Source organism: Citrobacter youngae (assembly GCF_003818115.1).
GTDB lineage: Bacteria > Pseudomonadota > Gammaproteobacteria > Enterobacterales > Enterobacteriaceae > Citrobacter > Citrobacter youngae.
Genome location: NZ_RPOI01000008.1, coordinates 199353 through 225000, shown reverse-complemented (window position 1 = coordinate 225000; position 25648 = coordinate 199353). Strand labels below are relative to the sequence as shown.

Genomic DNA, 25648 nt, shown 5'->3' with positions numbered 1-25648 from the left:
TTTACCGGGTACAGATGCCGGATGGCGGCTATGCCTTATCCGGCCTACGGTCCAGCATCGCGTCACCCCGTAATCTGCTCCATCGCCTGCAGAATACGTTTATCGGAGATCGGATATGGTGTGCCAAGCTGCTGGGCAAAATAGCTGACTCGCAGCTCTTCTATCATCCAGCGGATCTCTTTGACATCATCATCTTCACGCCGCGCGGGCGGCAGTTTATTGAACCACTGCTGCCAGGCCTGCTGCACACTATCTACTTTCAGCATCTGCGCCCGATCGCGATGTGGATCAATCGCCAGTTTCTCCAGCCGTTTTTCAATGGCCTGCAAATAACGCAACGTATCGCCCAGGCGTTTGAATCCATTGCCGGTGACAAATCCACGGTACACCAGCCCGCTCATTTGCGCTTTGATATCCGAAAGCCCCAGCGCCATGGTCATATCCACACGCCCTTTCAGACGTTTGTTGATATTAAATACCGCTGTCAGGATCTGTTCGACCTGCTTCGCAATATCGACCACTGTGTCATTCAGCTCAGCCCGCACTTTTTCGTGCAACGCCGCAAAGCCCTCTTCCGTCCACACCGGGCCGCCGTTAGCGTCGATAAGTCTATCCACACCGCAGGAGATACAGTCGTCAATCAAATCCAGCACTTTGCCATACGGGTTAAAATACAGCCCCAGCTTCGCTTTGTTGGGCAGTTTCTCGTGTAAATATTTGATAGGTGATGGAATATTCAGCAACAACAGGCGGCGTAAACCGCACCACATCGCCTGCTGTTGCTCCAGCGGATTATCAAACAGTTTGATAGCAACGCTGTCACGCTCATCCACCAGCGCAGGCCACGCTTTGACTTTATAGTTGCCGCGTTTTTGCTCGTAACTTTCCGGCAACTGGCCGAAGCTCCAGATGTGCAATCCGCTCTGTTCAATACCGTCATCCGCCACCGCAGACAGCGTTTCCTGAACTTTGCCCTTCAGCGCATCTTTCAAATCCTGCAGCGAACGCCCTTCCTGCAGCTTCCTGTTCTTATCATCCACGACCCGGAAGGTGATTTTTAGGTGATCGGGCACCTGATCCCAGTGCCAGTCGTCACGGTCAACGGTGACGCCGGTCATGCGGCGCAGTTCACGCTCCAGCGAATCCAGCAGCGGCAGTTCCAGCGGCGTCACTCGGCCTAAAAATGCTTCCGCATAGTTCGGTGCCGGCACAAAGTTACGCCGTACCGGTTTTGGCAGTGATTTAATCAGGGCGATCACCAGTTCACGGCGCAGCCCCGGAATTTGCCATTCAAAACCGCTCTCTTCGATCTGGTTAAGCAGCGGCAGCGGAATATGCACGGTCACACCATCCGCATCAGCGCCGGGTTCAAACTGATAGCTCAGGCGCAGTTTGAGATTGCCCTGATGCCAGAAGTTCGGGTAATCCAGCTTGCTGATTTTCTCCGCGCCCTCTTTGATGAGCATGCTCTTTTCAAAGTTGAGCAGATCCGGTGTCTCGCGGCTAACCTTCTTCCACCAGCTGTCAAAGTGGCGGGCAGAAACCACATCATGGCTGATGCGCTGGTCGTAAAACTCAAACAGCGTCTCATCATCGACCAGAATGTCGCGACGGCGTGATTTGTGCTCCAACTCTTCCACTTCCGCACGCAGCTTGAGGTTGTCACGGAAAAACGCATGGCGAGTTTGCCAGTCGCCTTCCACCAACGCATGGCGGATGAACAGTTCACGCGACAGGACTGGATCGATCTGGCTGTAGTTCACCTTACGGGCGGCCACAATCGGTAAGCCGTAAACGGTGACCTTTTCTGTCGCCATTACAGCACCCTGCGCGCGTTCCCAGTGCGGTTCACTGTATGAACGTTTGATCAGATGCTGGGCAACCGGCTCCACCCACTCGGGATCGATACGTGCGGCAATACGTCCCCACAGGCGGCTGGTTTCCACCAGCTCGGCAACCATCGTCCATTTCGGTGGTTTTTTAAACAATCCAGAACCGGGGAAGATCGAGAAGCGGGCGTTACGCGCGCCGGTAAATTCCTGTTTATCGGCATCTTTCATTCCGATATGCGAGAGTAACCCGGTCAACAGCGCAACGTGAATTTCCCGATACTCAGCAGGTTCGCTATTAACCGGAATACCCAACTCTTTCACTACCTGGCGCAGTTGCGTGTAGATATCCTGCCACTCTCGCACGCGCAGGTAGTTTAGAAAATCAAGTTTGCACTGGCGACGGAACTGGTTTGACGACAGCGCTTTTTGCTGCTCGCCAAGATAGTTCCACAGGTTCACAAACGCGAGGAAATCAGACTCTTTGTCGTGGAAGCGGCGGTGTTTCTCGTCAGAAGCCTGTTGCTTGTCCATTGGACGCTCGCGCGGGTCCTGAATGGACAGCGCCGAGGTAATGATCATCGCTTCACGTACGCAGCCATGTTTTTGCGCTTCCAGCACCATGCGCGCCAGACGCGGATCCACCGGCAGTTGCGACAGCTGACGGCCCAACGGCGTTAACTTGTAAGCGGTTGCCTGTTCGTCGGTGGTTATCGCCCCCAGCTCTTCGAGCAGGCGTACCCCGTCCTGAATATTGCGTTTATCCGGTGCTTCAACGAACGGGAATGCCGCGATATCCCCCAGTCCCAGCGCAGTCATCTGCAAAATAACGGATGCCAGGTTGGTACGCAGGATCTCCGGGTCGGTAAACTCCGGGCGCGACAGGAAATCGTCTTCGGAATACAGGCGAATACAGATCCCTTCAGAAACACGACCGCAGCGGCCTTTACGCTGGTTGGCAGAAGCCTGTGACACCGGTTCAATCGGCAAGCGCTGAACTTTGGTGCGGTAACTGTAGCGACTGATACGCGCGGTGCCCGGATCAATTACGTATTTGATCCCCGGCACGGTTAGCGAAGTTTCCGCCACGTTGGTAGCCAGCACGATACGGCGGCCGCTGTGCGACTGGAATACGCGGTTCTGCTCGCTGTTAGAAAGACGCGCATAGAGCGGTAGCACTTCGGTATGGCGCAAATCCAGCTTATTCAGCGCATCCGCAGTATCGCGAATTTCGCGCTCGCCGCTCATGAAGATCAGAATATCGCCCTGACTTTCACGGCCTAACTCATCTACGGCATCAAAAATTGCCTGCAGTTGGTCACGCTCGGTGTCATCTGCATCTTCAACAATCGGGCGATAACGCACTTCCACCGGGTAAGTTCGACCGGAGACTTCGATAATCGGCGCGTTATTGAAATGCTTTGAAAAACGCTCCGGGTCGATGGTCGCCGAAGTGATAATAATTTTGAGATCCGGACGACGCGGCAGGAGTTCTTTCAAATAGCCGAGCAGAAAATCGATATTCAGACTGCGTTCATGCGCTTCATCGATGATGATGGTGTCGTACTGCATCAGCAGCCGATCCTGCTGAATTTCCGCCAGCAGGATACCGTCAGTCATCAGCTTAACCATGGTGTTGTCACTGACATGATCGCTGAAACGCACTTTATAACCGATACAGCCGCCCGGCTCGGTTTGCAACTCTTCCGCAATACGGTTCGCCACGGTGCGCGCCGCCAGACGGCGCGGTTGAGTATGGCCAATCAGCCCTTTCACCCCACGCCCCAGCTCCATACAGATTTTCGGTAACTGGGTGGTTTTCCCCGAACCGGTCTCACCGGCCACAATCACCACCTGATGGTCGCGAATGGCGTCCAGAATATCCTGCTTTTTCTGGCTGACGGGCAGGTTTTCCGGATAGGTAATCTCCGGACGCGCCGCTTCGCGCAGCACGACTTTACCTGCTGCCTGCGCGATCTCTTTCGCCATCTCCTGGTAAATGGCCTGTTGTGCATCAGGATTTTTAACCTTCTTCACGCCGTGCAGGCGGCGGGCAAAACGCTGTCTGTCGCGCAGCATCAGTGAGTCCAGCTGTTGCTGCAGCATGTTGAAGGTTAATTTTTGTTGTTCTGTCATAGCGTTAGAGGGCAGTGCTCTGCCGGGTTAAATCTCTTGTAGATGATAGGTATAGAGTACCACATCGGCGCTTTTCATGTGTTGTTCAATAATTTCGAACATAGGATTCGATATATTGCGCTATCACTGCGGCAGGATTGTGAATAAAGTGTCAACAAGCAACGGGGCACATCCCCTTCAAACACATAAAAGGAAACACCCATGAGCAAGGTATTAGTTCTTAAATCCAGTATTCTGGCAGGGTACTCTCAGTCTGGTCAGTTGTCTGATTATTTTGTTGAACAGTGGCGTGAAAAGCACTCCGCTGATGAAATCACCGTCCGTGACCTGGCTGCAAATCCTGTTCCGGTGCTGGATGGCGAGCTGGTGGGTGCGATGCGCCCGAGCGATACGCCGCTGACGCCACGCCAGCAAGAAGCGCTCGCGCTGTCCGATGAACTGATCGCTGAGCTGAAAGCGCATGATGTGATTGTTATCGCCGCGCCGATGTATAACTTCAACATCCCAACGCAACTGAAAAACTACTTCGACCTGATTGCCCGTGCTGGCGTGACCTTCCGTTACACCGAGAAAGGCCCGGAAGGTCTGGTAACCGGAAAACGTGCGATCGTGCTGACCAGCCGTGGTGGTATCCATAAAGATACGCCGACCGACCTGATCACCCCGTATCTGAATGTGTTCCTGGGCTTTATCGGTATCACCGACGTGAACGTCGTCTTCGCGGAAGGCATTGCTTACGGTCCGGAAGTGGCATCTAAAGCACAATCCGATGCAAAAGCGGCAATCGACAGCGTCGTCGCTGCCTGATGATTGACCCTCTCACCATCCGGTGGGAGGGTTCTTACTTCTTTGCCTGCTTCCCGTGAATGCGATTAATATCACGCCAGATGGTTGCGTAATCCCTGCACTTCGCCAGATTTTCTTCCCAGCAATGCTGTAAAAATTGTTCCGGCTCCGCGACATCCCGGCTTAACAGCTTGAATACCCAACGATTCCAGACATACCACTTGAAAAGCCACATGATTTCACCCCAGGACACTACCGGAGGGGAACTATATCAACATCGATATCATGCTGTGTGGCAACTATTGCGATATCGATGAATAATTCATGTGAATGCAATACTTGTCAGCTCCTGCTCAGAAATGAATTATTATTTCCTTAACCATTTCCCATTTATGCCCTGTACATACTCGCCGGGTTTGGCGCGAGCAACCAGCTTTTGTCCGGCCATTTTCGCCACTTCATCTGGCGGAATGTTGTTACTCTCAGCCAGTTGCTGATAGCTGGCGTTGCGCGCTTTATTAATCTCATTCACCAGCGCCTGCGTTTCAGCATCCGTTTTCAGCGCTACAAGATAGCCGTTAAGCGTTTCGCCCACCCGTCCCTGCGTTCTGGCTTCATTCAGCGTCAATGCCCATACGTTGCCGCTCAAAAAACTTAACGCCACCAGGATCGCTACAAGCTGTTTTTTCATCGTGACCTCAGAACAGATCGCTGCGCGATTTCAGTAAACTCTCGACGTCTTTATCCACTTTGATATGGATCTCGTGCTCGATTTTGACGTTCATATTGATAGTGATGGGCTCTTTAGGCGCAGCCACTTCGATTCTGGGGGTACACCCCGCCAGCAGAGATGACGCAAGCAGTCCCAGCATGGCAGCTATCGTTTTCATTGTTGTTCCTCACATTCCTTGCCTTCCGGGCAATGGGTTTCTGGCAGCGCTGCATTTTGTTCAAGCCATGCCTGTAAATTGTCGCCAAAACGCAAACTGCGCCATAGCGTAAAGACGTTTTCCTCGTGGGTGTAATTCAAATTAACCGTTCCCACTTTGCCATCCACCCGACTGTTGCCAGTCACCGTTGCCTGCATGGTTAAAACACCGAGGTTATCCAGATTTATTTTCGTCCAGGAATGACTTATTTCCATATAACGCAGCCAGTTAATGGCCGCACCCGCCGCCATATTATCTTTGACGACGGCATCCGCCGTGTCCTTATCAATACGCAACGTCATTGGTCCTGGGTTGGTCAGCCAGCCGTCTTTAATGATCCACTTTTCGTTATCCAGCCATAACGGTAACGCACCGCTAACCGGGCCAGACATGGCGAATTGTTTGGGATTAACTGCGCTGATAAGCTCGCTGGAGGAGATATTCTGCACCCGTAACAATGCCGGATCGTGCTGCGGCATCCGCAGTTGTTGCATAACCACTTTGCCACCCAATAGTTCGGCGCTGACATCGCTTAACAGCAACGGATTGTCTTCACTCCAGGGATACCCGCCCTGCAGATCGGCGGTGATGTTTGTCGCAGCAACCTGATTCACAACTTCCGCAATACGTAATGACACCGGCCCCCGCGTACCCAGTTGCCATACGCCTTCGCTAAAACGAAACGGCAGCACAAAATCGACACCGTTAATTTGGTTATCAGGCATCCAGGCACTACCCCCTTTCAGTACACCGTGCCCCCCCGCCTCAAAGCCCTGCTCCGGCGCGGCGGAGAACGCCACCTGCGCATAAAGTTCACCTTCGCGCAGATTCATTTTCCAGTCCGGTGGTACCAATGGCTGGAAAACGGTGAGTGATTGTTTTGGCCACCAGGCCTGGCCACGCAGGCGGATCCCATCCCAGCGCCCATTCAACTGTACAGGACCAATTGCTCCGGCATGAAGTTGACCTTTGAACTGAAAAATCGTCGGATCAGTCCCTTCAACACTGAACTTCAGCGTTGAAGGAGGTAAGACGCTGCCCCCGCTAAAGAGTGTATTTCCGGCATCGAGCGAAAGCGCACCGCTAAACGTCGGTTTTTCGGCATCACGGACCCACACAATCGGCGCATCCATCACCAGACGCGGGTTTTCCACCTTCATGGTACCGTATTGCAGTTGGTCAAACCCGGTCGAGAGGTCGAAAAGTCTCAGGGTGTTGTCGTGCCACTCCCCTTTGCCCGCGACATCCCAAAGCGCATGCATCGGTGTAAAACTGCCTTTGCCCCAATACCGCCACTGCCAACGACCGGCATCAGGAAGAAAATCATTGGCCAGACCATCAAGGTGTAACTCAAAGTCACCCATCTGGTTCTCATGCGCTCGTAAAATGGCCTGCAGACGCCCATCCACACCGCGCTGTGTCACTTTAACGCCAGCCAATGGCCAGCGAATTTCGTCAATATCGAGTGAATCGATGACTCGCCCACGGGAACGCAGCAATGCCCCTGGCTCGAAAGCGAGCTGCGGATCGATCAGGCTTCCGGTAAGTCTGGCGGGTAACTTCGCGTAGAAGATCAGGTCATCCTGTTTCGCCTCACCGATCAACTGTAACGGCATATCGCTACTATCCACACCGAGCCTACCTGGCCCTAACGTTAATACGGCGTTTCCTTTACCGGCATCGCCTTGCGTCAGAATGTTCAGACGCCCACTCAACACGGCATTTTCCAGACCGGCCTGCCAGTTTTCAACTTTCACCCCCAGACGCCCACTTAACGGGAACCCCTGATAAGGCCAGTTCCAGCGACCGTCACTGATAGTCAGTTGCTGACGCGTTATTTCCCATGGCAGATCGAGAAGCGGATCGGCCGCATCCCGTGCCATGACGATCAGTTGTCCGCTGTTTTCTTGCCACTCAAGTTCGGCGTCAACCAGCGTTGGCTCCTGCGGCAAGCTCAGAGTAGCAACCGCATGCCCGCTCACTGGTAGTCCATCAGGAACCAGCGGCATGGTAAATTCACCGACCAGTTTTATCGGCGGCTGCCCTTCAAATGCTGCAACATCCAGCTCATTTACCGTCAGATTCTGTCCGTGCAGACGCCCCTGAAATTTAACTTTTTCACCCTGGTAGCGCAGCTGCTGGGTAGAGGGCGTTAGCGAGAGCGACAGTTTCCCCTGCCACTCCTGCCATGGAGAGAGAATAACGTTGTCGATGTTAATCCAGGTATTGGGTAGCATTGATTGCCATTCAGCCAGCGTTTTTGGCGCTACCGGCGAGGGTTCTGCCTGCGGCAATTTGGCCAGGCAAGCCGAGTCGAGCTCAATTGTCCCAACATTAAGCAACCAGCGGCTGGGGTGAGAGAGCTCTGCCTGAGTAATGCGCGCTAGCGGGCAATCATCGACCAGATAGCGAAGTTCCGGGATATGCAGCCCATGCCGTGTCAGCCGTGGGCTCTCATCCAGCGCAATACGCGTGCCGACAGGCAACCAGACGCCCACCAGCGTGGGAACCCACAGGCCAAGCGTCATGACCAACGTCAGCGGCACGAGAATCAATAATAAGAGGAGTGCCAGAACGGCTTTATATTTACCCTTCATGGGTAGTTAATATCCTGATTTAGCGAAAATTTAAGCCGGTTTAGGCCAGTATTGTGGCATGTTTAGCTAAACATGCCCACCTTAAGAATAGATACCATTGAAATATATGTAATATTTATAGGTTGTGGGTAATAAAAAATAGTGGTCTCTCAGTGAGATACCCTGTACCACATCCGTCAGTGGCGCAGAAAACCGACCATTTTTTCGCCCTATTAGCCCTATGCCGTGCCTCATTTCTGATGAAAGGCAATGCCCAATAATTTGTCGAGCACAATATTAACCAGCGAAATAGCAATCTTCTCAACCTGAGCTCTTGCTGCAATTTCCACCGTGTTTTTATATTGTCGCAGCAGTTGATCTCTGGCGTAGAGCAACGCCTCCAGTTCACTGTCACTCAGTTTTCCCTGCCCACGAAGACGCAGCCAGTACGCAATTTTCTTACCGGTATCGTTTATTACCTCATTCGTATCTTTTGCTGCCGAGAGCAAGAGCGCTTTCAGTTGTTCTTTAATGGATTCAGCAACCTCATTTTTAATCGCATTCATGGCATCATCAATATCTGACATTTTTCATCCCCTATTTTACAACAGACCCCACACGGGAACTTTCTCCCCGAATGGCCAGATCGTAGTTCAACTTAACTACATCGGTTTTTTCATCCGCATAGACGACGCTAAATAACTTTTTATCCTTCATCGCCATTCGGCAATCACTCTCAAAGACATTATCGAGGTAATGAATAGCCCGTACACGTGAGTCATCATGTTTGCCTGCAGCATATTCCGTCGCCTCACGGAACTTGAGGTCCCCGGTATCGCAAGTAGCCTTTACCTTAGTTTCATCAAAGGTATTCCCGGGTTTAGCTGTATTATCTTCGAGAAATTTAAGGTGGAACGCCTTTAAATTTGTGAAGTTCTGGTACGCGCCTGCATCGTAGTGTGAAACGAATAAGGCACACCCACTCAGTAAAAGGAAAGTGCAAAACATTAGCGGGGCAGCGTATTTAAGCACTATATTAGATCGTTTCATTTTTCACTCTCCGCGATACCCCATGATGGCAAACAGCGTTTCCCCTCCTTGTACATCGCTGGCAAGGAATCCGTCGGCGGTGAGCGCCAACGGGCGTCGTGTCACCGAATTACCAACATTACCGCCAATAATTTCAATCTCATTAGTGCCTACGGAAACAACTAAGTCGGTGTGACTGCTGTAGTTGCCCAGATGCTGATGATCGTAATCAACGACTTTGTCGGGGTCTCTGTCCCAACAAACCAAATCCCCCACCTGCGGTTTACGCTCATTCAGCCTGTATCCCCAGTACAACGCTTTAGCATTACCCTGATTTCTGTCGCGGATCGATTTGCTGATGTACGTCGCATGCGAAGCAGAGTAGGAAAAACGCTCCCCCGCGCCAGCCTGACGTATGGCCCATGAAATGAACGCCGCCGACCACGGCCAGTCATGATCTCGCCCGTCCAGATCGTCCCGCCCGATTTTTGCCCAATACAGGCCAACACGTTGCCACCAGCCATCCTCACCCTCTTTGTGCCCGGAATGAAGAAGGCCACCATTGCGGTTGTAGCGCTGCTCGCCAAAAAAATGCCACTCGTCAGCGGCGATCGACGCGGCGTTATCCGCAAAACCAGAAACGGGTGCTTCCTCACCAAAATACGGAACGCTGGGTTGTTCCACCGGAGGTATCGATGTCTGAGTGATTGATATATCAGGTAAGGGCCCGACGGGTATACCGTTAGCGTTAATGGGGACCTGCGAAAGATCCCAGTTGCCGCGATCTATTTCAAATCGCAAACATTTTGTACGATAAACGGTAGGATGAAGTTCGGGGTTGCTATGGTTGGCTAACCATGAATTTCTCACTTCAACATACTGGGAAATCCAGGTGCGTTCATCACCGCCACTGGCTGGAGGCACCTCACGAAACTGGGCGCGCAAGAACGTCAAAATAGTGCCGCTATGAACAAATGAGTCATAGATGACCAGAAATGAGAGCGCATCTTTAAAACCAAAGTCCTGTGCCCATTTCAGCGCAGGCAGATAGTAGCGCTCATCAAAGAACCGATCCTGTACCGATTTCATTATCGGATCATCGCGCCCTGCTCGTCGTAATAAGTCCTTAAACGGTTCATTGTCAACCAGTGCGATATTACCTATCTTTGCAACATATGGAGCAAGATCGGCACTGAATCGCCCATTTGCATTAACGTAGCGGGTCACCAGATCCTGCAGTTTGCTGTATTCCGTAGTTTGTGAACGACCGTAAGTGATCTGCCTGATCCCGTGAGGACCATCATGGAATATCGCGATAGCCGAGTAATCGCCTTCGGCCGAGCCGGTTTCAAACGCATTCAAAACTCGTTCACAGAGACTTTTCTGTGCGGGTGTAAGTATCATGATGCCCTCTCTGTCGATAGTTAACCGTTACACTTCACTTACTTTTCGGACTGTCGGATTTACCCGGTGCTGCTGGTTTTGGGCCAGTTGAACGGACCTGCATAACCCGTTGAAGAATATCGAACCAGAAAGGTCCGCCGAGTGAGACGGCGAAAATAGTCACCAGCAGGCCCACCACTTTTGCCAGCCATTCAGCCCCCCCTTGCGGCCATCCTTTCCAGCCCAGTTCGAAGCCTGCAGACTGCATAACGGCAATCGCGTGGTTATATTTGCCTTTAGCTGTCGCGATGCGCTCCTTGTCCTGAGCCTGATTTTTCGCCTCATTGACTTCCTGCTGCGCGATCGCCACCATTTTTTCTCGAACATCAGGATTGGAGGCCAGCACAGTCGCAAGGTTGAGGGTGTCAATATTCCCCCCAAGAACCAGAACGGTGGCGACAATCAACGTGATGGTCTGCATTTTTCGTTTATACCAACCCGAGGCGCGATCCATTACCGCATCAAACTGTTTTGCAACCGCGTTGCGAAACGTGGCCGCGTTATTGCCCGTCTGCGCCACCACTGTTTCGAGGATGCCTTTGATCCGATTATTTTTGGCATTTCCCGGCATGGCATTCACTCCAGCGGAGAGCGTTGCCATCGCACTTTTGCTGACAACTAACGCCTCCACGACTTGCGCGACAATGTCTGGGGGAATATAGGAAGGACGCCCCTGGTTTCCTTTACTTAGGGACTGAATTAACGGATGTTCAAAAAACTGAGTAATAAATTGCTGATTTTGAGACAGATCGCCTGAAAGGAACTCGCTCAGCGCCACGTCAAGATTTTGACTACGAATACGGGTCCACGCAGAAATAGCTTCAACAATCGCGGTACATGCTATCCCAAACATGAAATACACAGTCATTATCCCAATTAATATATCAAGCGTTTCAAGTCCAAACATATTGTCTCCCTCACGGTGAAGAGCGTTTGGTCAACCGATAGCAGAAACCATGCGGGTTGCTTCCTGAAAATATGAGTCAGAAACAGTGAGTATTCGGTAAGAGGTTCGTAGTAATTACTAGCGCGGTATCAATCAGAAGTCTGATGCCCTTTGGCTAGCCACATGCGTTATCTAATAAACAGTCACTAATAAAATATTACTATCCTGCCAGTCCAAATTAAAACCATTTTATTAATGCCATTCCCTGCGGAAATACGTAAATCTTAATTACCCCGATTAATTTTAGTTGGTAACATTCAGAAAAAATAAATAAAGGAAAGACACTCCAACCAAGTTTAAAGCAAGGTCAAGCAAAATGAAAATATTAAAATACATAGTGTTCAGTATTTTTATAGCCATACTAAATGGTTGCGGCATGTCCAACACAGGTGTTACCAGTATGGCATCTAGCAGCAATGAAATAAATATATTAGCTCAAAAACCAGATTATGCCATTGTCAAGGTTTTGTATGCCACCGATAGAAATTATAACAGCGGCGCACCACCCAACCAATCATATGGAATCAATCGAGCCTCAATCTCCTATGGATTCTGTGAAGTTAGCATTCCTCGACACCACATTATAGGAGTAACTGAACAACCTTCATTTTTAAGGCTTGAGTTCAAAGAGGATCCCAAAAAACACGTGGCCTTACTTGGTGTAACGCCTTTAGCTAAAAATGTTTTTTTCAATTACCTTGTATCCACAGTAAGCAATATACCAGAGAAAAAGACCTTCATTTTCGTTCATGGGTATAATGTCTCATTCGCCGAGGCAGCCAGAAAAACAGCTCAAATATACTATGATTTAAACATCGATATGGTCCCTGTTTTTTATAGCTGGCCTTCACAGGCCAGAACTTCTGCTTATACCATCGATGAGCAAAATGCTGAGTGGACACAAACCAACCTAAAAAATTTCCTTATCGACTTTCTTGAGAAATCCGATTCAAAAAATATTTACCTGATAGCCCACAGCATGGGTAATAGAATTTTATCGCGGGCGATTATTGATGTATTGAATACAAATACAGATTATCGAAATCGCATAAAAGAGGTCATTCTAACTGCTCCTGACATAGATGCCGATGTTTTCAAACGAGACATTGCCCCTGCACTGGTGGCACAAGGAGAACCTGTTACTTTATATGCTTCATCAACAGATAAGGCGTTAGCCGCATCCCAGACGATACACCGTTATCCGCGAGCGGGTGATTCGTCTACTGGTTTGATTTATTATCCTGGAATAGAATCGATTGACGCAACTAATGTTGATACTAGCTTTATAGGCCATAGTTACCCAAGCGAAGAACGTTCTGTGCTTTCAGATATTTTTTATCTTATTAATGATAACAAGCGAGCATCCCAACGCATCGGGCTAAGCTACATTGAAGCTGGGCAATACTGGAAAATCAATGATTGAATAAATAATGAATTCAAACATTCTGAATAACACAAGTATACCCTGTTCGGCGATAGTAGACTCCTGGAGACAAGAGTCTACTATCAGTACGAATGTCCATAACCAGGAACGACCAGGTAAAAGCTAACACTCATGTGTCGAACTACATTTAACCTTATGTATTTGCTATATATCTAGTTACCTTAAGACATCCCCCAAGGAAGAATATGACTGTGCCACTTTCGTCTGTCCCTCATCCCTCTGCTCACGGCATTTTGCCTGCGCACGTTAGTCCATCAGGCAACGTTGAATAAAGTCAAAGAAGCAGAAAGCCAGCTCACCGCACGCGTTTATGCCGAGCGGGATCTCACCAGCGGCGCTGGTGCTATCACGCGTTGACGCCGGGCAAGAGCAGCTCAAACCGTCGCATTAAGTACGGCCTGCATGACCTGGTCGAGTACTCGCCGGTAACGGAAAAACATCTTGCGGACGGCATGACCGTCGGCGAATTATACGATGCCGCCATCACCCTATGCTGAGTAAAGTGGTTTAAATCCAGCAATGTGCCCACATTAAGAAGAGATACTCTAGAATTATTCATTATATCTATGACTACCAATAACTTTTTAGATTTTGTAAAATAATTTGAACTGAATTAATGTGACGTCAAAATCACTGGAGAAAGTCTTATGAAACTCGCCATCTATAGTACAAAACAGTACGACAAGAAGTATCTGCAGCAGGTTAACGAGGCTTTTGGTTTTGAACTTGAATTCTTTGACTTTCTGTTGACGGAAAAAACAGCGAAAACCGCCCATGGTTGTGAAGCCGTGTGCATTTTCGTCAACGACGATGGCAGCCGCCCTGTTCTGGAAGAACTGAAAAAGCACGGTGTGAAATACATCGCGCTGCGCTGCGCCGGGTTCAATAACGTCGATCTGGACGCTGCGAAAGAGTTGGGCTTGCAGGTTGTACGTGTTCCTGCCTATTCACCTGAAGCCGTCGCCGAACATGCAATCGGTATGATGATGACGCTGAACCGCCGTATCCATCGTGCTTATCAGCGTACTCGTGACGCCAACTTCTCTCTTGAGGGACTGACCGGCTTTACCATGTATGGCAAAACGGCTGGGGTGATTGGTACAGGTAAAATCGGTGTTGCTGCACTGCGCATCCTGAAAGGGTTTGGTATGCGCCTGCTGGCGTTTGATCCTTACCCAAGCGCTGCTGCGCTGGAGTTAGGCGTTGAATATGTCGATCTTAAAACACTGTTTGCGGAGTCTGATGTTATTTCCCTGCACTGCCCGTTAACACCAGAAAATTATCATTTGCTCAATCACGAAGCTTTTGAGCAAATGAAAAATGGCGTGATGGTTATCAACACCAGCCGCGGGGCGTTGATCGATTCTCAGGCAGCAATCGACGCGCTGAAAAACCAGAAGATCGGTTCCCTGGGGATGGACGTGTACGAAAATGAACGCGACCTGTTCTTTGAAGATAAGTCCAATGATGTGATTCAGGATGATGTGTTCCGTCGTTTGTCAGCCTGTCATAACGTCCTGTTCACCGGGCATCAGGCATTCCTGACTGCCGAAGCGTTGACCAGCATTTCTGAAACAACCTTGCAGAATCTGGCTCAAATCGCCAAAGGCGAAACCTGCCCGAACGCCCTCTTCTAATCATTCCGCTCCCCCGCCTCCGGGGGAGCATTTTCAGATAACCCCCGATGATAAATCTGGCGATATCATTACCATCATGAATGCAATTCCGCCACGAACGTAGAGAAAGTTAATGAAGAAAATTGTCACGCTGATTGCGCTCAGCATGCTTATGGCTGGCTGTGTGAGCAATGGAAAAATTTCCGTCAATCGCGAACAGTTACAGCACCACCGTTTTGTTTTACAGAGCGTCAATGGCAAGCCGGTAACCGTCGCCAATACCCCACCTGAATTAAGTTTCGGTGAAAATATGACGGTGTCGGGAAAAATGTGTAATCAGTTCCACGGTCAGGGCAAGCTGTCCGACGGTGAATTAAAAGTGAAAGACATGGCAATGACGCGCATGATGTGCGCCGATCCACAGCTTAACGCGCTCGACGGCATCGTCAGCGAGATGTTTAAGCAAGGCGCACAGGTTGATCTGACTGCTGACCAGTTAACACTGGCCACGGCAGAACAAACGTTGACGTTTAAACTGGCAGATTTAATGTAGTAAAAGCAGTGGCTCAATAATTCCCACAGCTTCCGGCGGCAAGCGACTGCTCACTACAGCGTTTGCCGTTAGGTAATGCACACATCCCGATAGCAGAACCATCCAGTTGACGTGCGACGGAGAGCGAACCGCCAATCATGGCACAGTTGGCCTCTCCGGAGCTGGACATTGCGGCCTTCATGCCCGGTGCAACGTGTGCGGCCGTTGCCTGCTGAACAGGTTCACTGCTGCAAGCCGATAATAATAACGCGGCACACCCTACCCAAAACGCTGCGCGCATCTTACTCCCCTCTGAATATTAACCAAACGACACAGCCATAAATAATAGGCAGCGGAAACACTGCCGTCGAGAGGCAAAATGCGCATTTATGCGTGCTGTTTACATTTTCTGGCAATTTTTTGGCTCCTCCTTTGATCAAACCATTCATTCTGCTTATTCCCAGGACACAAAAGCGAAAATCTGTCTTTAGCGCTTTTGCTAAAATAGAAAGATATAACTACAGGATTCGCCGCGGTTACGCGGGTCCCTCTTTTTGCGCAATGTAAGGGTGTCAGTATGCAAACAATTGACGGTAATGGTGCGGTTGCTTCGGTCGCATTTCGTACCAGCGAAGTTATCGCCATCTACCCGATTACACCAAGTTCGACGATGGCGGAACAGGCAGACGCCTGGGCCGGGAACGGGCTTAAAAACGTGTGGGGGGATACCCCTCGCGTCGTTGAAATGCAGTCGGAAGGCGGTGCGATCGCGACCGTTCACGGCGCGTTGCAGACCGGCGCGCTCTCGACGTCGTTTACCTCATCGCAGGGCCTGTTGCTGATGATCCCAACGCTGTACAAACTGGCCGGTCAGTTGACGCCATTTGTGCTGCACGTTGCCGCGCGTACGATTGCTACTCATGCGCTGTCTATCTTCGGTGACCATTCCGACGTAATGGCGGTGCGCCAGACGGGTTGTGCGATGCTCTGCGCCAGCAGCGTCCAGGAAGCACAGGATTTCGCACTGATTTCACAAATCGCCACCCTGAAAAGTCGGGTGCCGTTTATTCATTTCTTTGATGGTTTCCGTACTTCGCATGAAATCAATAAAATTGTGCCGCTAGCCGATGACACGATCCTCGGACTGATGCCGCAGGCGGAAATCGATGCTCACCGCGCCCGCGCGCTTAATCCAGAGCATCCGGTTATTCGCGGTACATCTGCGAACCCGGATACCTACTTCCAGTCGCGCGAAGCGACAAACCCCTGGTACAACGCGGTTTACGAAAACGTCGAACAGGCGATGAACGACTTCGCCGCGGCGACGGGCCGCCAGTATCAACCTTTTGAATATTACGGTCATCCACAGGCGGAACGCGTCATTATCTTGATGGGTTCTGCGATTGGTACCTGCGAAGAAGTCGTCGACGAGTTACTTGCTCGTGGAGAGAAAGTTGGCGTCCTGAAAGTTCGACTGTTCCGCCCCTTCTCCGCCAGACATTTACTGCAAGTATTACCAGAAACGGCGCGTAGCGTTGCCGTTCTGGATCGCACCAAAGAGCCTGGCGCCCAGGCAGAACCGTTGTATCTGGATGTAATGACCGCGTTGGCAGAAGCCTTTAACTGCGGTGAGCGGGGAACCCTACCGCGCGTGATTGGCGGACGTTACGGGCTTTCTTCTAAAGAGTTTGGCCCGGACTGCGTGATGGCGGTGTTTAATGAACTGAGCAGCGCTAAGCCCAAATCACGTTTTACGGTCGGTATTTATGACGACGTCACCAATTTGTCGCTACCTCTGCCAGAAAACACCCTGCCCGGTACCGCGAAGCTCGAAGCGCTGTTCTACGGTCTGGGCAGTGACGGTAGCGTGTCGGCCACCAAAAACAATATCAAGATTATCGGTAACTCCACGCCGTGGTACGCGCAGGGTTATTTCGTCTATGACTCGAAAAAGGCAGGTGGCCTGACCGTTTCTCACCTGCGCGTCAGTGAGAAGCCTATCCGTTCCGCGTATCTGGTATCGCAGGCTGATTTTGTCGGCTGCCATCAGTTGCAGTTTATCGATAAATATCAAATGGCCGAGCGTCTGAAGCCTGGCGGTATTTTCCTGCTCAATACCCCGTACAGCGTGGATGAAGTCTGGGCGCGTTTGCCGCAGGAAGTTCAGGCGGTCCTGAATCAGAAGAAAGCCCGTTTCTATGTGATTAATGCGGCCAAAATCGCGCGCGAATGCGGTCTGGCTGCGCGTATTAACACCGTGATGCAGATGGCATTCTTCCATCTGACGCAAATCTTACCTGGTGACAGCGCGCTGATTGAATTGCAGGGTGCGATTGCGAAAAGCTACAGCAATAAAGGTCAGGATCTGGTGGAACGTAACTGGCAGGCGCTGGCGCTGGCACGTGAATCCGTTGCCGAAGTGGCACTGCAACCGGTTGATCCACACAGCGCCAACCGTCCGCCGGTAGTTTCCGATGCCGCGCCTGATTTCGTGAAAACCGTCACCGCAGCGATGCTCGCCGGACTCGGCGATGCCCTGCCCGTTTCAGCGTTACCGCCGGACGGTACCTGGCCGATGGGTACCACGCGCTGGGAAAAACGCAATATTGCCGAAGAGATCCCAATCTGGAAAGAAGATCTGTGTACCCAGTGTAATCATTGCGTTGCCGCCTGTCCGCACTCGGCCATCCGTGCCAAAGTGGTATCACCAGAAGCGATGGAAAACGCGCCTGCCAGCCTGCATTCGTTGGATGTGAAATCACGCGATATGCGCGGTCAGAAATATGTCCTGCAGGTTGCACCTGAAGATTGCACCGGTTGTAATCTGTGCGTCGAAGTGTGCCCTGCGAAAGACAGGCAAAATCCGGAGATCAAGGCCATCAATATGATGTCGCGCCTTGAGCATGTTGAAGAAGAAAAAGTTAACTACGACTTCTTCCTCAATCTGCCGGAGATTGATCGCACTAAACTGGAACGTATTGATATTCGTACCTCGCAGTTGATAACGCCGCTGTTTGAATATTCCGGCGCCTGCTCTGGCTGTGGTGAAACGCCGTATATCAAACTGCTTACGCAGCTGTACGGCGATCGTATGCTGATCGCCAATGCGACCGGCTGTTCATCGATTTATGGCGGTAACCTGCCCTCAACGCCGTATACCACCGATGCCAATGGCCGTGGCCCTGCATGGGCGAACTCACTGTTTGAGGATAACGCCGAGTTCGGTCTGGGCTTCCGTCTGACGGTGGATCAGCATCGTGTGCGCGTCATGCGTTTACTGGAACAGTTTGCCGATAAAATCCCGGCTGAGCTAAATGACGCCCTGCACGCGGAGGCAACACCAGAAGTCCGTCGTGAGCAAGTTGCCGCGCTGCGCCAGCACCTGAAAGATGTCGAAGGCGCACAGCAGCTGTTAACCGATGCCGACGCGCTGGTCGAAAAATCCATCTGGCTGATTGGCGGCGACGGCTGGGCTTACGATATTGGCTTTGGCGGCCTGGATCACGTCCTGAGCCTGACCGAGAACGTCAATATTCTGGTGCTGGATACTCAATGTTACTCCAACACGGGTGGACAAGCGTCGAAAGCCACGCCGCTCGGGGCCGTCACCAAATTTGGCGAGCACGGTAAGCGCAAGGCGCGTAAAGATCTTGGCGTCAGTATGATGATGTACGGGCACGTGTATGTTGCACAGATCTCTCTGGGCGCACAGCTAAACCAGACGGTGAAAGCGATTCAGGAAGCGGAAGCCTATCCAGGTCCGTCGCTGATTATCGCCTATAGCCCATGTGAGGAGCACGGTTACGATCTTGCGCTAAGCCACGATCAGATGCGCCAGCTCACCGCTACCGGGTTCTGGCCGCTGTACCGCTTTGATCCGCGTCGTGCAGACGAAGGTAAACTGCCGCTGGCGCTGGACTCTCGCCCACCGTCAGACGCGCTGGCTGAGACATTGATGAACGAGCAGCGCTTCCGCCGCCTGAATGCTCAACAACCCGAGGTTGCGGAGCAACTGTGGAAAGACGCAACGGCTGACTTGCAAAAACGCTACGATTTCCTGGCGCAATTGGCAGGAAAAGCAGAAAAGAGCAGCACTGATTAATACGCTCTGTCAGGTATTAACCAGGAGTCAAAAAAAAGCCCGAACAATTGTTCGGGCTTGTCAATTTATTCGCTGAGTAGTGAGCATTCCTGCCAACATACCAACGACAATAAATTAAGTCGTGACAATAAAGGCATATAACCCGCGCAGAATAACGCAATGAGATTCACTTGTATAATTTTTATTTTATATATTTTCACAACAAAACATTCATGATAATTATCACCATTTCAGCAGAATTATTTATTTAAGGTTTTACTTAAGGCGTAACAATTCATATTTATCTCTTTACGGAACTTCTCCTTTAGCATGCTTTTACTCCCTACACGGGTAGTCACAGGTTAATAAAAAAACTAAAGGATTATTTCAATGAACAGAAAAGTATTGGCACTTGTAATTCCTGCCCTGCTGGCTGCAGGCGCTGCTCACGCTGCTGAAGTTTATAATAAAGACGGCAACAAATTAGATCTCTATGGCAAAGTAGACGGCCTGCATTACTTCTCCGACGACGCCAACAGCGATGGCGATCAGACTTATATGCGTATGGGCTTCAAAGGTGAAACTCAGGTTAACGATATGATCACCGGTTATGGCCAGTGGGAATATCAGGTTCAGGCTAACGGTACTGAAAGCGGCGATAAAGGTGATTCCTGGACTCGTCTGGCCTTCGCCGGTATTAAAGTTGGCGACTACGGTTCATTCGACTACGGTCGTAACTACGGTGTACTGTACGACGTAGAAGGCTGGACCGATATGCTGCCAGAATTCGGTGGCGACTCCTATACCAAGGCTGATAACTTCATGACCGGTCGTGCTAACGGCGTAGCGACCTACCGTAACACCGACTTCTTCGGTCTGGTTGACGGTCTGAACGTTGCGCTGCAGTATCAGGGCGCGAACGAAAGTCAAAACGGGCAGGAAGGCACCAATAATAGTGGTGACCGTAATGTGAAGAACTCCAACGGTGACGGCTTCGGTATCTCCTCTACCTACGATCTGGGTATGGGCGTAAGCTTCGGTGCAGCATATACCTCTTCCGATCGTACCAACGAGCAGGTAAATCAATCCACTGCTGGCGGCGACAAAGCGGATGCGTGGACTGCCGGTCTGAAATACGACGCGAACAACATCTATCTGGCAACCATGTACTCCGAAACCCGCAATATGACTCCGTATGGCGGCTCAGACGGTCACGACAATACTATTGCCAACAAAACTCAGAACTTTGAAGTTACGGCACAATATCAATTCGACTTTGGTCTGCGTCCGGAAGTGTCTTTCCTGATGTCAAAAGGTAAGGATCTGACCATGCCAGGTACTGCAGCAAGCCCAGCAGGAACCAGCACAGACAAAGATCTGGTGAAATATGCTTCTGTAGGTGCAACTTACTACTTTAACAAAAACTTCTCCACCTATGTTGATTATAAAATCAACCTTCTGGATGAAGATGACCAATTCTACAAAGACAACGGTATCTCTACCGATGACGTTGTAGCACTGGGTATGGTTTACCAGTTCTAATCTGTCTCTGATAGCCCGCTGGCAACAGCGGGCTTTCCTTTCGGTTATCGCAATTCTGTTTTATCCAGATCAAAACATTATATCTGTTGCGTTAAAATACACCTTTGATAGATGATATCTTGCATTAATACCTGTAGTAGAGGATACCTGCAATGAATCATCACCCCGTTAAATCATCCCGTATTGCATCCGTCGGCTATGACGAATCCTCTCGCACACTGGAAATTCGCTTTCATCAACTCACTACATTGCAGTATCAGCATGTCCCGGCGCGTATTTTTCGTGATTTCCTTAGCGTGGTCTCTAAGGGCCGATTTTATGATGGGGTTATAAAAGGGAAATTTCCTGAAATCAAAATAAAGTGATGCCAAAATGTGATCTTTGTCATTGTACATAAAGTGCCATTACGCGGTAAGCTTTAGATGGATACTTAAACAGGAGGTTTTATGAACAGAACGATTCTTGTACCCATCGATATTTCAGACTCAGAATTAACTCAACGCGTTATTGCCCATGTTGAAGCAGAGGCAAAAATTGACGATGCGCAGGTCCATTTTCTGACCGTTATTCCGTCACTGCCCTATTACGCTTCTCTGGGACTGGCCTACTCGGCAGAGTTACCGGCCATGGACGATCTGAAAGCCGAAGCAAAATCTCAACTGGAAGAGATTATCAAGAAGTTCAATATCCCAACGGACAGAGTGCATGTTCACGTTGCTGAAGGTGCACCAAAAGATAAAATCCTGGAGATAGCCAGGAAATTACCTGCAGACATGGTCATTATTGCGTCACACCGACCGGACATCACCACTTATCTGCTGGGCTCTAACGCCGCAGCCGTGGTGCGTCACGCGGAGTGTTCAGTTCTGGTGGTTCGCTAAGCTGTCTGGCCCGCACACCGTTGCGGGCTTTTTTGTTTCCTCTCTTTTACCCCACGACTCCTGACCTAAATGTGCTGACATTTTTCCCGCTTATCCGTACCACATATGCCATAGTTTTTAGATCAGACTTTTTTAATACTTTCTCTGGCATCTGGCTGGAAGTTTCTATGTGTGGACGCTTTTCACAGTCAATGACGCGTGAAGATTATCTCGCCCTTCTCGCTGAAGAAGTCGAACGAGACATTCCATATGGTCCGTAACCGAGCGGGCATTTCAACGTAGTACCAGGGACCAAAGTTCTGCTTCTGAGCGGACGTGAATTGCAGCCGACGGCTCCGTGACGGCTGATAAATTTATATGGCACGCCATGACGCGTGCCGTTGGGAATGTGAATAATCAAGGTGCCATACTTATTGACCCTTTATAACTACCGTTATGTCTATTGGATCGGCTCGCTGGTTAACGTTTACATAACCGAGGATGCGTCCATGTCCAGTCGTCATTGAATCTTCCCCCTTTTCCGACGTTGTTACTATAATCCGGATTGTGCATTATCCAACCTACCACTCCCTGGCTTGTCCAGCCATCTGGACAGTTCTCTGCATTAGTAACAACCACAAACTTCAACGCAACTTTTTCTTTATTCGAATCATTTTCTAAAGATAATGTTTTTGCGGAAAGTTCAAAGCTACTCGCCTCAAGCTTGTCCACTCGGTTCGAAATGTTTTGAGCCATATCTATTGGCATTCTTTCATCTTGTGGTAAAAAAACAGTGTAGTTACCTAGATTGGTGGCCAGTGTTATTACTTGCTCTTCATACGTTTTAACCCCTGCCCCCTGTGCCTTAGCAATTCTCGAACAAGAAATGCTAATACTTGGTTCAACTTTGGTGTACGTCTCTTCAGTTATATTTTTAAGCTGTCCATCAACTTGTGATTTACATAAAACACCATCATCAGGAGTAGGGAACAATCCTTTTAACTCTAATTTCGTTGCTGAACCGCTTTGCAAATAAAACACGACGGATTTTGCGTTTGGTATTTCATGCGTCACCACTGCTCCAGTCGCAGCGATCCGCAAGCATGAGTCTATTGTTTCCAAAGACTTGGTGGCGATTTTCTCTTCGTACGAGAATTTTCTCTCGGCAGCAGTTGCTACTGACGAGTAATTTTTACAAAAGTTTCTAAAGCCTTCTTCTGTCGAAGAATAACTTCCAGTAAATTTAATTGGGATGGCTTTTATCACCATATCCAACCCAATCCCACCACCAGATGCTTTTGTGGAGCCACTCTGGTCACAATATTGGTCAAATGCACTATTTAGAAATGCTGACGACTGGCTCGATATATTATATTCTTTTAGGGTGTTGGCTAACCCGACACAGCTATTCATATCTGCAAATGAAATTAATGGAATGAAAGCCAGGCTTATAGAAAATATTTTTTCTGTTTTCATCGGCTCACCCACGATATTGATTGCAAATTTAAAAACACTTAATTATATAATCGTTCACATTTCAATTACTGGAATAGTAGTTTTGTATGAATTTCATGAGAACCTCAAATACTCACGCGCTATCTAATGCATAATAAATCAGAATATCTCGGCGTATACCGTAGCGAGAGCATCTCCCTCTTTATCTGCCATTTTTGCTGTATTCCCTGCCCGGCAAAGAACAAAGTCCCCCTGCCATCTTTCGTATTGAGGTGATCCAACGCCTCCATCAATTTTTCACTCCCGGCGTGCGGCGCGTGGTCGTCAAACAGGTTGAGCTGAGCCACCCCCTGACTGAAGAAGCCACCAAGAATAATTCCCGCTTTCTGGTATTGGTGGCCGTCGCGCCAAATCGCATCAAGGCAACGCGTAGCCGCGCTGATGATGGCCCGACTGTCTTGTGCTTCATTGAAGAGCTGTTGCCATAATAAGGTTCGTTAAGGGCAAACGGCGAGATTTTGACGAATGCTGACACAATCCGGCAGTATTGATGTTCACTACGCAACTTCTCCGCTACACGCGTAGCATAGCTGCAAATAGCCGGGGAAGTTATTTCATGCGATCAATGGTTAATTCAACTTTCATAATAGCCTTCATTGCATTTACTGTGTTTTTATACAGCACAAATGTACACGAAAATGATCAACGTTTTAAGAGCACAAATTGTTAATTTCCTGTCAGTAGTAAAAAAAGAAAACACGCCTTAGCGGGTTGAATTATCTATGCTTTAGTAAGGAGCGATTTCTTTCAGCTGGCAAAATCCAGGTAAATTAACACAAGCATGGGTTTCGACGAATGAAGACTAAATTTTCCAACTGCAGGAGATCATCCTCGTGGAACCGAATCAAGATCCAGATAGGGACATAGTAATATCAAGGCAGCAAGTCATTCTTTACCCTGCGGTGGCATAGCCGGTGGCATATACCAGCTATCTTTGGGCACCATCACACTGTTTTCCGGTTGCAGCACAAAGTTCGGGGACATAATCTGCACATTAAATTCATTGAAGACATCCTGAATATTGCTGTGCAGTTCGTTACGGGCATCTGCCAGCGACACGCCCGGTAACAGACATACTTGCAACTCGTAGGCGATATACCAGTCCATCAGATTCAATTGACGAACCAACGGTGGCTGTGAAAGATCAACGCCTTTGGCTCGCTTGCCCGCCAACTCGAGCATTGCATGGACCTGGCGCCAGGGAGTGTCATAACCAATAGTGACACCAACAGTCAGGTTGACACCTCCGTTAACGCTTTGTGAGCTCAAATTAGTAATTTTCCCGCTTACCACTACCGCATTAGGTACCGTGACCACATAATTTTCACGGGTGATGATCTTTGTCGCCAGCATACCGATTTCGCTTACCAGCCCCTCGTTATCAGCCACCCGGATCACGTCCCCTTTTCGCAGAGCGCGAGAGTAGATCAATACCAGCCCACTCATGGCGTGGTTCATAACCCCGGCCGAACCAAGTGTAAGCATCAGTCCAAAGAATACACTGATGCCTTTAAATGCCAAGGAATTAGCTCCGGGTAAAAAAGGGTAAGCTGCTGATAACGCAAAGAGCCATACCACCACAGATATCAACTTACGGGTGGCTCCTGCTGTCTCTGGATGAATACCCGGCAATTGTAAACGCCCTGCTTCCACTTGGTTGAGTATCGCCTTTAACAGTTTCAGGATTAATGCTGTGATGAAGAAAATGATCAGTACGATCATTAACCCCGGCAGAGCCGAGACGATGGACAATGCAATCCCTTGCACCACGCGTACAGGCCAATCACCTAATGATTCTCCCCAGACGCGTGTCCAGGGAAACAGACCGAACACCCAACTGAGCCAGACATACAACGCCACGATGCCTATCAGAATTATTAGAATGGCATATAAGCGTGTTTCAATTGCGCCAATAAACCGTCTCCAGTGTTGGGGGATTAAGCTACGGTTCTCAATAATACGCCGACGATAAACTCGACTCACCCAGCGACAGGAACGGTATGAGCAGTACCAGAAAAGAACCAGTCCCAGGAATCCCACCGCAGTCTTCACTGCTGAAAGTACCAGCCAGCCACTGTTAAACTGATCGTTCAGCGCTTTTCGCTGCTTCTCCATGCGCCCCAGTACACGATGTGCCGCCTGATCGAGTGTGAGATCATCCCCTTCATCCAGGTCGCCTGCGCTAAGCAACATCACTGGTTTACCGTTCATCACGATAAACCTTCCAGGTTGGTTATAACGGGTGACAGAAACGATTTTTAGCGGCTCACGCACATCGGTTTCAGTGAAGTTTCGCAATGTGTTACGGATACGTAGCACCCGCTCCTCCGGAGTGCTCAAACCGAACTTTGCCTGCAGCATCACTATCGGCAGTCATTGCTGTT

General features: G+C 49.7%; 19 protein-coding genes and 5 pseudogenes. 11 read left to right on the top strand and 13 right to left on the bottom strand.

Annotated elements, in window-relative coordinates; all coding sequences use genetic code 11:
• Positions 1 to 62 precede the first annotated feature (62 nt).
• Positions 63 to 3965: an ATP-dependent RNA helicase HrpA gene (gene hrpA / locus EHN13_RS08010; protein WP_115602003.1), complete on the bottom strand. Its 3903-nt coding sequence runs from the start codon at positions 3963 to 3965 to the stop codon at positions 63 to 65.
• Positions 3966 to 4166: 201 nt separating this feature from the next.
• On the opposite strand from hrpA, the gene azoR reads away from it, so the two are divergent.
• Positions 4167 to 4772, top strand: coding sequence for an FMN-dependent NADH-azoreductase (gene azoR / locus EHN13_RS08005; protein WP_005126702.1), 606 nt, complete (start codon positions 4167 to 4169; stop codon positions 4770 to 4772).
• A 34-nt stretch (positions 4773 to 4806) separates the two neighbouring features.
• Here the strand turns inward: azoR and EHN13_RS08000 are convergent, their stop codons facing one another.
• The 8 genes from EHN13_RS08000 to EHN13_RS07965 form a co-directional block, all read right to left on the bottom strand.
• Positions 4807 to 4986 (bottom strand): hypothetical protein, encoded by a 180-nt coding sequence (locus EHN13_RS08000; protein ID WP_048211566.1) that lies wholly within the window; start codon positions 4984 to 4986, stop codon positions 4807 to 4809.
• A 132-nt stretch (positions 4987 to 5118) separates the two neighbouring features.
• Positions 5119 to 5442, bottom strand: a complete 324-nt coding sequence (locus EHN13_RS07995) for a YdbL family probable chaperone protein (protein ID WP_101743034.1) — start codon at positions 5440 to 5442, stop codon at positions 5119 to 5121.
• A 7-nt stretch (positions 5443 to 5449) separates the two neighbouring features.
• Positions 5450 to 5641, bottom strand: coding sequence for a YnbE family lipoprotein (locus tag EHN13_RS07990; RefSeq protein WP_045442846.1), 192 nt, complete (start codon positions 5639 to 5641; stop codon positions 5450 to 5452).
• Positions 5638 to 8277 (bottom strand): YdbH family protein, encoded by a 2640-nt coding sequence (locus EHN13_RS07985; protein ID WP_124021176.1) that lies wholly within the window; start codon positions 8275 to 8277, stop codon positions 5638 to 5640. The genes EHN13_RS07990 and EHN13_RS07985 overlap by 4 nt, the downstream gene beginning before the upstream one ends.
• 230 nt (positions 8278 to 8507) lie before the next feature.
• Positions 8508 to 8843, bottom strand: coding sequence for a hypothetical protein (locus tag EHN13_RS07980; RefSeq protein ID WP_048211557.1), 336 nt, complete (start codon positions 8841 to 8843; stop codon positions 8508 to 8510).
• Positions 8844 to 8853: 10 nt separating this feature from the next.
• Positions 8854 to 9306 carry a hypothetical protein gene (locus EHN13_RS07975; protein WP_048211556.1) on the bottom strand — a complete coding sequence of 151 codons (453 nt, stop codon included), beginning with the start codon at positions 9304 to 9306 and terminating at the stop codon, positions 8854 to 8856.
• A 3-nt stretch (positions 9307 to 9309) separates the two neighbouring features.
• Positions 9310 to 10689, bottom strand: a complete 1380-nt coding sequence (locus tag EHN13_RS24040; protein WP_086523688.1) for a DUF2272 domain-containing protein — start codon at positions 10687 to 10689, stop codon at positions 9310 to 9312.
• A 34-nt stretch (positions 10690 to 10723) separates the two neighbouring features.
• Positions 10724 to 11581 (bottom strand): hypothetical protein, encoded by an 858-nt coding sequence (locus EHN13_RS07965; protein WP_124021175.1) that lies wholly within the window; start codon positions 11579 to 11581, stop codon positions 10724 to 10726.
• A 409-nt stretch (positions 11582 to 11990) separates the two neighbouring features.
• Here EHN13_RS07965 and EHN13_RS07960 point away from each other — a divergent pair, with 409 nt between their 5' ends.
• The 4 genes and pseudogenes from EHN13_RS07960 to hslJ all read left to right on the top strand — a co-directional run bounded on the left by EHN13_RS07960 (position 11991) and on the right by hslJ (position 15287).
• Positions 11991 to 13097 (top strand): alpha/beta hydrolase, encoded by a 1107-nt coding sequence (locus tag EHN13_RS07960; protein WP_124021174.1) that lies wholly within the window; start codon positions 11991 to 11993, stop codon positions 13095 to 13097.
• A 210-nt stretch (positions 13098 to 13307) separates the two neighbouring features.
• A pseudogene (locus tag EHN13_RS24305) lies at positions 13308 to 13609 on the top strand (serine hydrolase family protein); the annotation flags it as partial.
• A gap of 156 nt (positions 13610 to 13765) precedes the next feature.
• On the top strand, positions 13766 to 14755 hold the full coding sequence (gene ldhA / locus EHN13_RS07950; protein WP_048211554.1) for a D-lactate dehydrogenase: 990 nt from the start codon (positions 13766 to 13768) through the stop codon (positions 14753 to 14755).
• 112 nt (positions 14756 to 14867) lie between these two features.
• Positions 14868 to 15287, top strand: a complete 420-nt coding sequence (gene hslJ, locus EHN13_RS07945; RefSeq protein ID WP_061067973.1) for a heat shock protein HslJ — start codon at positions 14868 to 14870, stop codon at positions 15285 to 15287.
• A gap of 13 nt (positions 15288 to 15300) precedes the next feature.
• On the opposite strand, the gene EHN13_RS07940 is transcribed toward hslJ, so the two are convergent.
• The gene (locus EHN13_RS07940; RefSeq protein WP_003020360.1) at positions 15301 to 15567 is read right to left on the bottom strand and encodes a putative hemolysin; all 267 of its coding nucleotides are present in this window, start codon (positions 15565 to 15567) and stop codon (positions 15301 to 15303) included.
• Between the two features lie 276 nt (positions 15568 to 15843).
• Between EHN13_RS07940 and nifJ the strand changes: the two genes are divergently transcribed.
• The 6 genes and pseudogenes from nifJ to EHN13_RS24555 form a co-directional block, all read left to right on the top strand.
• Positions 15844 to 19368, top strand: coding sequence for a pyruvate:ferredoxin (flavodoxin) oxidoreductase (gene nifJ, locus EHN13_RS07930; RefSeq protein ID WP_124021173.1), 3525 nt, complete (start codon positions 15844 to 15846; stop codon positions 19366 to 19368).
• A 369-nt stretch (positions 19369 to 19737) separates the two neighbouring features.
• A complete protein-coding gene (gene ompC, locus EHN13_RS07925) occupies positions 19738 to 20889 on the top strand; it encodes a porin OmpC (protein ID WP_061067975.1) in 1152 nt (383 codons plus the stop codon).
• Positions 20890 to 21041: 152 nt separating this feature from the next.
• Complete coding sequence (locus EHN13_RS07920) at positions 21042 to 21254, top strand: KTSC domain-containing protein (protein ID WP_071887345.1); 213 nt, start codon at positions 21042 to 21044, stop codon at positions 21252 to 21254.
• Positions 21255 to 21335: 81 nt separating this feature from the next.
• Entirely contained in the window at positions 21336 to 21770 is a 435-nt protein-coding gene (gene uspF / locus EHN13_RS07915) for a universal stress protein UspF (protein WP_005126652.1), read from the top strand.
• 167 nt (positions 21771 to 21937) lie between these two features.
• Positions 21938 to 22090, top strand: a pseudogene (locus tag EHN13_RS24130) (SOS response-associated peptidase); the annotation flags it as partial.
• Positions 22090 to 22197, top strand: a pseudogene (locus EHN13_RS24555) (SOS response-associated peptidase); the annotation flags it as partial. The pseudogenes EHN13_RS24130 and EHN13_RS24555, both read left to right, overlap by 1 nt.
• A 32-nt stretch (positions 22198 to 22229) precedes the next feature.
• Here the strand turns inward: EHN13_RS24555 and EHN13_RS07910 are convergent.
• The 3 genes and pseudogenes from EHN13_RS07910 to EHN13_RS07900 all read right to left on the bottom strand — a co-directional run.
• On the bottom strand, positions 22230 to 23225 hold the full coding sequence (locus EHN13_RS07910) for a hypothetical protein (RefSeq protein ID WP_101743038.1): 996 nt from the start codon (positions 23223 to 23225) through the stop codon (positions 22230 to 22232).
• Positions 23226 to 23344: 119 nt separating this feature from the next.
• A pseudogene (locus EHN13_RS07905) lies at positions 23345 to 23811 on the bottom strand (DUF4113 domain-containing protein); the annotation flags it as partial.
• A gap of 338 nt (positions 23812 to 24149) precedes the next feature.
• Positions 24150 to 25634 (bottom strand): annotated as a pseudogene (locus EHN13_RS07900) (mechanosensitive ion channel family protein); the annotation flags it as partial.
• Positions 25635 to 25648 lie beyond the last annotated feature (14 nt).